This window comes from Streptomyces sp. NPDC029956 (assembly GCF_055574655.1).
This window is the reverse complement of sequence record NZ_JBVHZJ010000049.1, coordinates 36,114-48,728: the sequence shown is the minus strand read 5'-3', so window position 1 is coordinate 48,728 and position 12,615 is coordinate 36,114. Positions and strand designations below refer to the sequence as shown.

General features: G+C 71.3%; 9 protein-coding genes. 4 read left to right on the top strand and 5 right to left on the bottom strand.

The annotated features are described in order from the left end of the window. The first annotated feature begins 39 nt into the window (after positions 1-39). Complete coding sequence (locus ACZ4XX_RS30480) at positions 40-924, top strand: metal-dependent hydrolase (RefSeq protein WP_468511091.1); 885 nt, start codon at positions 40-42, stop codon at positions 922-924. Next, entirely contained in the window at positions 924-1,991 is a 1,068-nt protein-coding gene (locus tag ACZ4XX_RS30475; RefSeq protein WP_468511090.1) for a PDR/VanB family oxidoreductase, read from the top strand. Before ACZ4XX_RS30480 ends, ACZ4XX_RS30475 begins: the two co-directional genes overlap by 1 nt. Positions 1,992-1,997: 6 nt before the next feature. Here the strand turns inward: ACZ4XX_RS30475 and ACZ4XX_RS30470 are convergent, their stop codons facing one another. After that, a complete protein-coding gene (locus ACZ4XX_RS30470; RefSeq protein WP_468511089.1) occupies positions 1,998-2,576 on the bottom strand; it encodes a hypothetical protein in 579 nt (192 codons plus the stop codon). A gap of 37 nt (positions 2,577-2,613) precedes the next feature. On the opposite strand from ACZ4XX_RS30470, the gene ACZ4XX_RS30465 reads away from it, so the two are divergent. Beyond that, a complete protein-coding gene (locus tag ACZ4XX_RS30465) occupies positions 2,614-3,348 on the top strand; it encodes a TetR/AcrR family transcriptional regulator (RefSeq protein ID WP_468511088.1) in 735 nt (244 codons plus the stop codon). On the opposite strand, the gene ACZ4XX_RS30460 is transcribed toward ACZ4XX_RS30465, so the two are convergent. After that, positions 3,333-3,665 (bottom strand): 5-carboxymethyl-2-hydroxymuconate Delta-isomerase, encoded by a 333-nt coding sequence (locus ACZ4XX_RS30460; RefSeq protein WP_468511087.1) that lies wholly within the window; start codon positions 3,663-3,665, stop codon positions 3,333-3,335. The two genes, ACZ4XX_RS30465 and ACZ4XX_RS30460, sit on opposite strands and share 16 nt — an antisense overlap. A gap of 64 nt (positions 3,666-3,729) precedes the next feature. Here ACZ4XX_RS30460 and ACZ4XX_RS30455 point away from each other — a divergent pair, with 64 nt between their 5' ends. Then, positions 3,730-4,266, top strand: a complete 537-nt coding sequence (locus tag ACZ4XX_RS30455) for a GNAT family N-acetyltransferase (protein ID WP_468511086.1) — start codon at positions 3,730-3,732, stop codon at positions 4,264-4,266. Here ACZ4XX_RS30455 and pulA read toward each other — a convergent pair. The 3 genes from pulA to ACZ4XX_RS30440 all read right to left on the bottom strand — a co-directional run bounded on the left by pulA (position 4,253) and on the right by ACZ4XX_RS30440 (position 12,558). Continuing rightward, the gene (gene pulA, locus ACZ4XX_RS30450) at positions 4,253-9,553 is read right to left on the bottom strand and encodes a pullulanase-type alpha-1,6-glucosidase (protein WP_468511085.1); all 5,301 of its coding nucleotides are present in this window, start codon (positions 9,551-9,553) and stop codon (positions 4,253-4,255) included. The two genes, ACZ4XX_RS30455 and pulA, sit on opposite strands and share 14 nt — an antisense overlap. Before the next feature lie 81 nt (positions 9,554-9,634). After that, positions 9,635-11,347, bottom strand: a complete 1,713-nt coding sequence (locus ACZ4XX_RS30445) for a carbohydrate-binding module family 20 domain-containing protein (RefSeq protein WP_468511084.1) — start codon at positions 11,345-11,347, stop codon at positions 9,635-9,637. Between the two features lie 122 nt (positions 11,348-11,469). Then, positions 11,470-12,558, bottom strand: a complete 1,089-nt coding sequence (locus tag ACZ4XX_RS30440; protein WP_468511083.1) for a LacI family DNA-binding transcriptional regulator — start codon at positions 12,556-12,558, stop codon at positions 11,470-11,472. Positions 12,559-12,615: the final 57 nt, after the last annotated feature.

The following is a 12,615-nucleotide window of genomic DNA, read 5'->3' as shown; positions in this document are numbered from 1 at the left end:
CCTCTGTCGCCCCGCGCTACCCCTCAGTACATTGACGCCATGTCTAATACGCAGCCTGCACCGGTGGCGTCGGAGCACGTCGAGCTCAAGGCCCGAAAGGTCTCCTTCGACTGGGAGGAGACTCCACTCCACTGGGTACCCGGCGATCCCTTCACCACGCACACCATCAACGTGCTGCACCTGCTGCTCCCGGCCGGCGAGCGCTGGTTCGTGCACGTCTACGAGCAGGCGCTGCCGTACATCACCGACGACCGGCTGCGCGCGGACGTCATCGGTTTCATCGGCCAGGAGGCCATCCACTCCCAGGCCCACGACGACGTCCTGCCCCACCTCCGGGAGCAGGGCCTCGACCCGACGCCGTACACCGCGCAGGTCGACTGGTTCTTCGAGAAGCTCCTCGGGGACCGGACCCTGCCCCCGGGCCGGCCGCGCCGCTGGTGGCTGATGGAGCGGGTCGCGATGATCGCCGCGATCGAGCACTACACCGCGTTCCTCGGCAACTGGGTGCTCAACGCCGACGCGCTCGACCGGGTCGGCGCCGACCCCACCATGCTCGACCTGCTGCGCTGGCACGGCGCGGAGGAGGTCGAACACCGCTCGGTCGCCTTCGAGCTGTTCATGCACCTCGACGGCGGCTACCGACGCCGCGCCCGCACCTGGGCGCTCGCGTTCTCCGCGCTCGTCTTCCTCTGGCAGCGGGGCGTCCGCTTCTTCATGGAGAACGACCCCACCCTCCTCGACGGCAAGGCCTCCTTCGGCCAGTTCGTCCGCAAGGGCCGGCAGGGCGTGCTGCCCTCCACCCCGGACATGCTGCGCTCGATACCCCGCTACCTGAGCCGCGCCTACCACCCCTCCCAGGAGGGTGACACCGCACAGGCGATGGCCTACCTGGCCTCCTCCCCCGGCGCCAACGGAGGCCACTGATGCCCCGGTTCACCACCGTCGCCCTCGTCGCCGGGGCCGCGCTGCTCGTCCGCCGTGCCGTCCGCAGCCGGATGACGACCGCCCCGCTGTGGCCGATGCCCGCCCTCGACCGGCCCGTGTCGGGATACGGCCGGGGCAGCACCGTCCCCCGCAAGGCCCGTGTCACCGCGCGCACCACCCCGGCCGACGGGGTCGTCGAACTGCGCCTGGAGGGACGCGGACTGCCCGCCTGGCAGCCCGGCGCGCACATCGACCTCGTCCTGCCCTCCGGGCTCGTCCGGCAGTACTCGCTCTGCGGCGACCCGGCCGACCCCGCCACGTACACCGTCGCGACCCGGCTGATCGACAGCCGGCAGGGCGGCCGGGGCGGCTCGCGCGAGGTCCACGAGCAGCTCCACGAAGGCGCGGAGATCGAGATCCGGGGCCCCCGCAACCGCTTCCCGCTCGTCGACTCCCCCGCCTACGTCTTCGTCGCCGGCGGCATCGGCATCACACCGGTGCTGCCGATGCTGCGCGCCGCCGAGGCGGCCGGGGCGGACTGGCGGCTCGTGTACTGCGGACGCAGCCGCGCCACCATGCCGTACCTGGCGGAGATCGAGTCCCTCGGCCGCGCCGGCGACCGGGTGACCGTCGTCGCCGAGGACGAATCCGGATACCCCGACCTGGGCTTCCTCGCCGGCGTACCGGCCGGCACCCCCGTCTACTGCTGCGGTCCCGACGGGCTCATGGACGCCGTGACGGCGGCGATGCCGGAAGGCCGGACCCCTCGCCTCGAACGTTTCTCGGCCGCCGCGACGACCGGCGGCACGGCCTTCGAGGTCGAGCTGCGCCGCTCCGGACGTACGGTGCGGGTGGCGGCGGACCAGTCGGTGCTCGCGGCGGTCCGCGAGGAGGTCCCCGGCCTCATGTACTCCTGCGGGCAGGGCTTCTGCGGAACCTGCCGACAGCGGGTCGTCGAGGGCGAGATCGACCACCGGGACGAGCTGCTCACCGACGCCGAGCGGGACGACTCGATGCTGATCTGCGTCTCGCGCTGCGCGGGAGAGCGGCTCGTCCTCGACCTCTAGCAGGGGTCACGGCAGGACCAGCCAGTCGAGGGCCAGCGCGGCGAGGAGGCCTCCCACCAGGAGCCAGGTGCCGAGCCGCGTACGGCCGTTGCGGGAGAGTTCGATCACGATCCCGCAGAGGATCATCGCGAGTCCGTACACCCCGACGACCAGGACGGACGTCCGGCTCGCGAGACGGACCACCAGGACGACGGCCATCGTGACGAGCAGCACGGAGGCGACGGCGACGCGGATGCGCCGCGCCTGCTTGGGCGTGAGGCCGTCGACGGCGGCGGGGTCGTCCTCGTCGTCGAGTTCGTCGGCGTCGTCCTCGTCGTCGAGTTCGTCGGCGTCGTCCTCGTCGTCGAGTTCGTCGGCGTCGTCCTCGTCGTCGAGTTCGTCGGCGTCGTCCTCGCCCTCGTCATCGTCATCGTCGAGTTCGTCGGCGTCGGCGCCGTCCTCGTCGGCGCCGTCAGCGTCCGCCGCGGCCGTCTTCGGAGCCTCGGCGGCGGGCTCCTCGCGTACGGCGTCGGCCTCTTCGGCCTCGGGGGCCTCCGGGGCCTCGATGGCCTTGACGGCCGGGGTGTCCTGGTCGGAAGCGCTCATGGGGCAGGAGCGTATCGGACGACGTTAGGCTGTTCGTATGACGACCGGTGTACGCCGCAGGATGGGCGTCGAGGAGCGCAAGCAGCAGTTGATCGGGGTGGCCCTCGAACTCTTCAGCCACCGCTCTCCCGACGAGGTGTCCATCGACGAGATCGCCGCGGCCGCGGGGATCTCTCGGCCGCTGGTCTACCACTACTTCCCCGGCAAGCAGAGCCTCTACGAGGCGGCGCTCCGGCGCGCGGCCGACGAGTTGGCGGCCCGGTTCGTGGAGCCTCCGCAGGGGCCGCTGGGGGCCCGGCTGTTGCGGGTGATGGGCCGGTTCTTCGACTTCGTCGACGACCACGGGCCGGGGTTCGCGGCGCTGATGCGCGGCGGGCCCGCGGTGGGTTCCTCCACGACGAACGCGATGATCGACGAGGTGCGGCACGCCGCCTACGTGCAGATCCTCGCCCATCTCCAGGTCGAGAAGCCCTCGGCCAGGCTCGAGTTGGTCGTGCGTTCCTGGGTGTCGCTCGCCGAGTCGACAGCGCTGATCTGGCTGGACGGCCGCCGGGTCCCGCGCGCCGAGCTGGAGTTGCAGCTCGTGCACGACTTCGGGGCGCTCGCCGCGGTGAGTGCCGCGTACGACGCGGACATGGCGGCGATCCTGGTCGGCATCCTCGCGGACGAGCCGGCCGACGGCCCCTTCGGGGAGCTGGTGGCCCGGCTCGTCGCACTGGTGCCCTCGGCCACGCCCGAGGCGCCCTCCGTACCCGATCAGCGCTTGCGGTAGGACGCCTCCAGGTCGCGGACCTCGGCCGAGAGGCGGACCCCGTCGGGCGCCTTGAGGTACTCCGGGAGGAGGGCGAGGACCGCCTCCGCGAGGCGCCCCTTGAGCTCGTCCGTACGGCCCGGGAGCAGCGCGATCTCGACGTGGACGAGGGCGTCCTCGGTCGCACCGTCGCCGACGACCGTCTCGTCGACCTCGCGGAACCGGGTCTTGCAGGCGTCGAGGGACGTGTCGACCGTCTTCACGACGAGCGGGTGCAGGGCGAGCGCGAAGCCGCGCCGGTCGAGGGGCGCGGAGTGGTCGACGGTGATCTGCGGCATGGGGCACTCCCGGCCAGAGGGATACGGCTGTCGGATGTCTGGCCATACCTTTACGGTGATCGCCATGACGGCACAAGTGACCTTCCGGCAGGCGGACGCCCGCGACGCGGACCTGCTGGCGGGGATGTACGACGGCGCGGCCCGGTGGATGCTGCGGAACGGGATCGACCAGTGGAAGCCCGGTGGCAAGGGTGCCGGTCACTTCCGTGAGCGCGTCGCCTCCGGCGAGGTGTGGCTGGCGTCCCACGACGGTCGTGCCGTCGGCGCGTACGAGCTGTGGTGGGAGGACGAGCAGGCCTGGGGCCCGCAGCCGCCGGTCGCCGGGTACGTCCACCGGCTGATGACGGACCGGGCGGCCGCGCCCGCCGGGGCAGGGCGGGCGCTGCTCGCGCACGCCGAGGGCCGCGTGGCGGCCGGTGGGCGGTCGGTGGCCCGGCTGGACTGTCTGTCGAACAACCCGCGGCTGCGTACGTACTACGAGGCCGCGGGGTACCGCGCCGTCGGCGAGGAGCCGGGAAAGCTCGCCGCCGACGGCACGCGCTACGGGGTGACCCTGATGGAGCGGTCGCTCACCCCGGGTGGGGGCGTCACTTCGTCGTGAAGACAGCCACCGTCCGCGCCGGGACCGTGAAGGTGCCCGAACCCGGCTCGTAGGACGACGTCTTCACGACCGTGTCGGAGCCGTTCGCCTGCACCGGGTGCAGGGCGTACGGCGTCCCGGCCAGGCCGGAGACGCGCTGCGTCTGCTGCCGTGTGCTCGCGTTGAAGACCACCACCAGGTCGCCCAGGCGCATCGTGATCACGCCCGGGGTCTCCTCGCGGCCCGAGAGCGGGAAGGACAGGGCGTCCTGCACCTGGCCCGAGGTCGCGAGGGAGAAGGCCGGCTCGGTGGTACGGATCTTCTGGAGGTCGCGGTACGCGGCGGAGGCGCCGTCGATCTGCTCGCAGCCGACGTTCAGGGCCGGGTTCACCAGGAGCGGCTTGCCGTAGCCCCACTTGGCCTTGTTGTCGGGGGCCGGCGGGAGGCCGCGGCCGAAGCCGTTGCCGTCGCCGCAGTCCCAGTGGATCGCGTTGAACCAGTCGCCGCTGTCGTAGGAGTTGCGGTCGAGGGACTTGGAGCGCAGCAGGTCCGAGCCCGCCTGGGAGAGCGCCGGGCCCTGCGAGAGGGTCGCGGTGGCCATGGCGAGGACCTGCATACGGGCCCGGTCGGCGGCCGGCGTGCCCGCCGGGAGCTTGAAGGCGAGCGCGTCGTACAGGGCCTCGTTGTCGTGGGCGTCGGCGTAGGCGAGGGCGTCGCCGGGGGCGGCGGCGTATCCGGCGGGTGCGCCGTTGTAGTCGACCTGGCTGCCCTTGACGGTACGGCCGGAGGTGTCGGTGAAGGAGTAGTCGGCGAGGTTGCCGGTCAGGCCGACCTTGATGAGGTCCTGGTAGTGGAGGAGCCGGGCCTTCTGCTGCTCCGGGGTGCCGTTGGCGGTGGAGGTGTTGGGGTCGGTGAAGAGGCCCGAGGCGAAGCCCTGGACTCCGGGGTCCTCGTCGAAGGGGCCGCCGCCGCGGACGGCGTCGCGGGCGCGGTCGGAGAAGGTGGCGATGCCGGTGCCGGCCATGTTCTTCTGGGTGGCCTGGACGAAGCGGGCGTCGTCGGCGATCTCGCCGAAGTTCCAGCCCTCGCCGTAGAGGATGATCGCCTTGCCGTCGACGCCGTCCTTGGCGAGGGTGAGCTCGTCCAGGGCCTTGCGCACGGCGAGGATGTTGTCCTTGGGGTGGTGGCCCATGAGGTCGAAGCGGAAGCCGTCGACCTTGTAGTCCTTGGCCCAGGTGACGATGGAGTCGACGACGAGCTTGCCCATCATCGCGTTCTCGGGTGCGGTGTTGGCGCAGCAGGTGGAGGTGGCGACGGTGCCGTCGGCCTGGAGGCGCTGGTAGTAGCCGGGGACGATCTTGTCGAGGACGGACTTGTCGGACTGTCCGGCGGCGACGGTGTGGTTGTAGACGACGTCCATGACGGTGCGCAGGCCGTTGCCGTTGAGGGCCTGGACCATCTGCCGGAACTCGACCGTGCGGCGGGTGCCTTCGGGGTCGGTGCTGTAGGAGCCCTCGGGGACCGTGTAGTGCAGGGGGTCGTAGCCCCAGTTGTAGGCGTCCTTGGCCGCGGCGGCGGCGACGCAGGCCTGCTGCTCCTCGGAGTCGGGGGCGTAGATCTTCAGGTCGCAGGCGGGATCGGTCCGGTCGGACTTCTCCTCGGGGATGGTGCCGATGTCGAAGGCCGGGAGGAGGTGGACGTAGGAGGTGCCGGAGGCGGCGAGGTCGCGCAGGTGCTTCGAGCCCTTGCTGTTCCTGTCCGTGAAGGCGAGGTAGGTGCCCCGGTGGTCGGCCTTCGCCGTCGGGTCCGCGACGGAGAAGTCACGGATGTGGAGTTCCTGGATCTGGGCGTCGCGCAGCGGTACGGCGGCCGGCTTGTCGAGGCCGCGCCAGCCGGCCGGGGCGAGCTTCGGGTCGGTGAGGTCGACGGCGAGGCTGCGGGCGGAGTCGGTGGTGAGGGCGGTGGAGTAGGGGTCGGTGACCTTGTTGGTGACGACCTTCTGGACGGTGGGGGCCCAGACCTTCACCACGTAGCGGTACGGCTTGCCCGTCCAGGACTTGGGGCCGGTGACGGACCAGACGCCGGAGGTGTCGTCGCGCCGCATGGGCACGGTCCGGCCGTCGAGTTCGAGGGCCACGGACCGGGCGGTGGGGGCCCAGACGGAGAGGCCGACCTTGCCGCCGCGGAAGACGGGGCCGAGAGCGGCGCCGGTGGCCTTCTTCGCGTACAGGTCGTCGAGGATGCCGGCGGTCTGGACGCCGGTGGCGGCGAGCAGGGCGCCGTTGGCGGCGCGCTGGGTGGCGACGAGCTGTCCGCGCAGGGAGTCGCGGACGCGGTCGGTGTCGCGGGGGTCGACGGTGAAGGCCGGGTACCCCGTGAGGTGCGGGTACTTCGCCTTCTGGGCGTCGGTGAGGGCGGTCTGGTTGAGCCGGAGCCACTGGCCCTCGGTGTTCAGGGCGCCGTCGGTGACGGTGATCCCGCCGTTCTCGGCGTACACGAGCTGCTGGCTGGTGGCCTCGGTGGCCTTGACCTTCCAGACGACGGTGTTCCGGTCGATCCACTGGGCCTCGGCCTTGCCGAGGTCGAGGTTCGGGGCGCCGCCGACGGTCGGCAGCAGGTACTTGGGCTGTCCGGAGAGCATCCAGACCTCGTGGCCGAGGCTCGCCAGGTCGAGGGACTGGTCGGTGGGCAGGTCCTTCTCGTCGCCCTTGTGGAGGATGTACGAGAGGGAGCCGGCGCCCTCGGTGAGCGGGACCTCGTAGACGGCGCCGTAGGCGTCGAAGCGGACCGGCATGAGCGGCTTGGACCAGTCGGTGGGCTGGGCGGCGCCGGTCCAGGTGTGGAGGCCCCAGCCGTCGTAGTCGCCGTCGGCGCGCTGGTAGTGGAGGACGGCCTTGGTCTTGTCCGGGGTGGCGGGGGCCGGGTTCGTGTCGGCCTGGCCGTCCTGGCCCTGGGTGATCCAGACCTCGCCGGTGCGGCCGAGGTCGACGCTGCGCTGCGGGCCGTCGGCGGTGCCGTTCTTCTCGACGGTGTACGCGACGGTGGACGCGCCTTCGGGGACCTTGACCCAGGCGAAGGCGCCGTGGGCGTCGCGGCCGGTGAAGGCGGCTTCCTGGCCGGCGCCCTTCAGGGTCCAGCCGTCGTAGTCGCCGTCCTCGCGCTTGTAGTGGACGACGGCGTGGGCGCGCTCGACGGCGACGGGCTTCTCGGGCGCGGGGGCCTGTCCCGCGGTGCTCGCGGCGGTGGCGCTCGCGGTGCGGCCGGTGCTGTCGACGACGACGGCCTTGTAGCGCAGGGGGGTGCCGGCGGGGGCGGTGACGTGCTGGGTGACCTTGTAGGGGGCGTGGTCGGCGGTGCCGAGGGTCTGCCAGCGGCCGTTGCCGGTCTGGGCGGCGAAGACGACGCGGTTGAGGCCGCCGCCGCTGACGTCGGCGCTGAGCTCGACGGTGCCGGTGGCTCCGGCGGCGGGTGCCCTGAGGCTGACGGACGGCTTCACGGCGGGGGCCGGGAGCGGCTTGTCGGCCTTGAGGACCAGGGAGGAGAGGGCGGGGACGGTGACGGTGACCTTGCCGTTCGTCGCGGCCACGGCGCCCTGGCCTCCGTACAGGGCGCGGAAGTTCGCCGAGCCGACGGGCACGGTGACCGTCTTGTCGGTGGTGGCGCTGTTGGTGGCGACGAGGTACTCGGTGCGCGTCTTCGTGTCCGTACGGGAGAAGGCGTAGACGGAGCCCTCGGCGTACCGTTCCTGCTGGACGCCGTCGCGGAGGGCCGGGTTGTCGCGGGTCAGCTTCGACAGGGCGGCGACGGACTTGTACACCGGGTGCGTGGGGTCGTACGCGTCGGTGGCGTGGGTGCGGTCGGTGCCCAGCTGGTCGTCGTCGAGGTAGTCGGCGGTCTTCGAGGCGAAGAGGGTCTGGCGGGCGTCCTTGTCGCCGCCGGGGCCGGTGAAGCCCTGCTCGTCGCCGTAGTAGACGACCGGGTTGCCGCGGGACAGGAACATCAGCTCGTTGGCGAGGGTGGCCCGGCGGACGAGTTCGGTGTCGGAGGCGTTCGGGTTGTCCTGCTTCAGGAAGGTGCCGATGCGGCCCATGTCGTGGTTGCCGAGGAAGGTCACCTGCTCGTAGGCGTTGGCCTTGTCGGTGGTGTACCGGTAGTCCTCGGCGAAGACCTTGGCGAGGCGGTCGGCTCCGGCGCCCTGGGAGGCGAAGGCGCGGGCGGCGTCCTGGAAGGGGAAGTCGAGGGTGGCGTCGAGCCGGCCCCGGGTGACGTACGGGGAGGTGACGGTGGTGTCGGCGGAGTAGACCTCGCCGAACATGAAGAAGTCCTCGCGGCCCTGCTTCTTGGCGTAGGCGTCGAGGGCGGTGGCCCACTGGGTCCAGAAGTCGAGGTCGACGTGCTTGACGGTGTCGATGCGGAATCCGTCGATCTTGAAGTCGCGGACCCACTTCTCGTAGATCTTCCGCATGCCGTCGACGACCTCGGGACGTTCGGTCCACAGGTCGTCGAGGCCGACGAAGTCACCGTACTCGGCGGACTCGCCGACCCAGGTGGAGTCGCCCCGGTTGTGGTACATCGTGGGGTCGTTGAGCCAGGCGGGGACCTTGGTGTCCGCCTTCTCCGTGGAGGCCACGGGGGTGTACGGGAACGAACCGGCGTCGACCTTGCCGAGGACGTCCCGGTCGTCGAAGGGGCGGCCGTCCTTGTCGAGGTACGGGTAGGCGCCCTTGGGGCGGTAGCCGTACTTCTGCTCGGCGTAGTCGACGGTGTCGGCGGTGTGGTTGGTGATGACGTCGAAGAAGACCTTCATGCCCTTGCGGTGGGCGGCCGCGATCAGTTTCTCCAGGTCCTCGTTCGTCCCGAAGTGCGGGTCGACCTGGGTGAAGTCGGTGATCCAGTAGCCGTGGTAGCCGGCGGAGGCGTCCTTGCCCTCCCCCTGCACGGGCCGGTTCTTGAAGATCGGCGCCATCCAGATGGCGGTGGTGCCCAGGCCCTTGATGTAGTCGAGCCGCTCCGTGAGGCCCTTGAGGTCGCCGCCCTGGTAGAAGCCCTTGTCGGTCGGGTCGAAGCCGGTCTGGGTCCGGCTGCCGGTGAGGCCGCCCCGGTCGTTGGAGGTTTCGCCGTTGGCGAAGCGGTCGGGCAGGACGAAGTAGAACTGCTCGCGGGTGAGGTCCTGGCGGGCGGGCTCGGCCGCGAGCGTCCGGTCGGAGGGCGGGGCCGGGGGCCTGGGCGCGGCGGCGGCGGGGACGGCCGGCACGAGGGCGGCGCACAGGGCGGCGGCCAGTGCGACGGCCGTTCTCTTGCGTGTCACGGGGGTGCTCCCTGGAGGAGGGACGGGGGTACGGGTGGGAGGGCCGCCCCGGGTGGGGGCGGCCCTGGAGAGGAGGGAAGGTCAGCTGCGGAACGTGTCGTTCAGGACGAGCAGGCCCGAGGCGGGGACGGTCGCGATGCGGTTGGCACCGGACTCCCAGGTGACGTTTCCGGCGGCGTCCTTGCGGATGTACTTGTACTCGAAGGCCGTTCCGGCGGGCAGGCCGACGGTCAGCTTCCAGACGGGGTACGTGGCCGGGTCGAGCTTGAGGGCGGCGGCCGGGGACCAGTTGCCGAGCTCGGCGCGGTTGCCGGTGACGTAGATGTTCTGGCCGACCACGGTGGTGGCGGTGGCGTTGAAGGAGGCGCCCGGGGTGGCGGGCGGGGTCGTCGGCGGCGTGGTCGTACCGCCGCCGCAGTTCATCGCGTTCACGTGCAGGGCCAGGGCGGTGTTGGCGCCGAGGGTGGCCGTGAACTGGCCGGACGAGTTCACCGTCACGGCGGTGTTCGACTGGACGTCGCAGTAGGAGCCGGCGGGCAGCGAGGTCTGGAAGGTGCGGGTGAGCGCCGAGGACTCGTGGTTGATGGCCACGTACGCCTTGGAGCCGCGGCCGAACGCGATCGCGTTGTTGCCGTTGTCCCACCAGCCGGTGACGGCCTGGCCGCGCGCGGTGTTGCGGAAGGCGACCATGGAGGAGATCTCGCGCCAGGCGTGCTGACACTTCCAGCCGTCGGCGTAACAGGCGTTGACCTGGCCGCCGTTGGGCGGTCCGGCATCCTTGTCGGTCCACTCGTAGCCGGAGTGGACGTCGGGGGCGCCGTAGGGCCAGGCGAGCGCGAAGACGGAGGCGAGGGTGTAGTTCGCGCCGTCCTTGTAGGAGAGGGTGTCGCCGCCGCGCTCGGTGTCGTGGTTGTCGACGAAGACGCCGGCCTGGCCGGAGGGCATGTAGCCCCAGGCCTCGCCGAAGTTCTTGAGGTTGGCGAGCTTCTCGTTCTGGAGGACGCGCTTGAGGTCGCGGGCGTAGCGGAACTCCTGGACGTCTCCGGTGCCGAGGTACTCGCTCGGGGAGACGGCCTCTCCGCCGCCGTAGATGGCCTCCTGCTTCCAGTACACGCCGGGGTTGGTGAGCCGCGACTTGATATTGGCGAGGTCGGCGGCCGGCATGTGCTTGGCGGCGTCGATGCGGAGGCCGTCGACGCCGAGGGAGAGCAGGTCGTTGAGGTATCCGGCTATCTTCCCGCGGACGTAGTCCTCGCCGGTGTCGAGGTCGGGGAGCTGGACCAGTTCGCAGTTCTGGACGTTGCCGCGGTCCTGGTAGTTGGAGATCGAGGAGCGGCAGTCGTCCATGTCGGCGCCGGAGTAGAGGCCCGGGTAGTCGTACTTGGAGAACGGGGTCCCGCCCGTTCCCGTGCCGGAGCCGTTCGCCATGTGGTTGATGACGGAGTCGGCGACGACCTTGACACCGGCCGCGTGGCAGGTGTCGATCATGTTCTTGAAGGCGGTGCGGTCACCGAGGCGTCCGGCGATCTTGTAGCTCACGGGCTGGTACGAGGTCCACCACTGGCCGCCCTGGAGGTGTTCCTGGGGCGGGGAGACCTGGACGTATCCGTATCCGGCGGGGCCCAGGCGATCGGTGCACTCCCGGGCGATCGAGGCGAAGTTCCACTCGAACATCACCGCGGTGACGTCCTTCTCGCCGGGCGGGGAGGCCTGCGCCGGGGCGTTTCCCGTGACGGCCACAGCGGCAGCTCCCGCCACGAGGGCGAGTGCAGCGGCCACGGTTCTTCTGGCCATGATTCCTCCTGCTGACTTCACTGTCGCAAGAAGTTGCCGAAAGCTTCAGCAACTGTTTTCAGCCGTGACCGTACGAGTGCCCCGACGCCCGGTCAACCCTCCGGACACCGCAACGCAAGTTGTTACGCAAGGACTTGCGGCAGCGCGGCGCGGGCCGGCGGCTGCGCCGTGGAGCCGCGGACCACCAGCTCCGGCTGGAAGACGAACTCCGTGCGCTGCACGGGATTCCCCTCGATCTCCTCCAGGAGCGCTCCCACGGCCGCCGTCGCCATGGCCTGGACGGGCTGGCGCACGGTGGACAGCGGAGGGCTGGTGAAGGCGATCAGGGGCGAGTCGTCGAAGCCGACGACGGAGACGTCCCCGGGCACGTCGAGGCCCCGGGCGCGAACCGCGCGGATCACGCCGAGCGCCATCAGGTCGGAGCCGCAGACGATGCCGGTGCAGCCCTCGCCGAGCAGGATGTCGGCGGCCGCATGGCCGCCCTCGACACCGAAGAGCGTGGGTCTGATGAACCGTTCCGCGTCGGCGCGTTCGACACCGAGGAGTTCGTACAGCTCGGCGGTGAAGCCCTCGGCCTTGCGGCGCGAGGGCACGTAGCGGGTGGGGCCGATGGCGAGACCGATGCGCTCGTGCCCCAGCTCGACCAGGTGCCGAACGGCCATGCGGGCCGCGGCCCGGTCGTCCGGGGAGACGAAGTTGGCGTCGATGTGCTCGTTGTAGCCGTTGATGAGGACGTACGGCACGCCCCGGGCGGTCAGCCGGGCGTAGCGGGCCGGGTCGGCGGAGGCGTCCGCGTGCAGCCCGGAGAGGAAGACGATGCCGGCCACCCCGCGCTCCACGAGCTGCTCGACGAGCTCGTCCTCGGTCGCGCCGCCGGGCATCTGGGTGCAGAGCACCGGGGTGTAGCCGTGCCCGGCGAGGACCTGCTCGACGACCTGCGCGAACGCCGGGAAGATCGGGTTGGTCAGCTCGGGCACGACGAGCCCGACGAGCCCCGCGCTGCGGCGTTTCAGCCGTACGGGACGCTCGTAGCCGAGCACGTCGAGCGCCGCGAGCACCTTGTGCCGGGTCGCGCCGGCCACCCCCGCCTTGCCGTTGAGGACGCGGCTGACGGTGGCCTCGCTGACCCCGGACTGGGCCGCGATGTCCGCGAGGCGGGGGGGGGGGGGGGGGGGGGGGGGGAGGGGGGGGGGGGGGGGGGAAAGCCACAAACAGAGAGGAGGGGGGGGGGAGGAGGGTGGCGCCTCGGAACACCGAGCCCCCTTCTT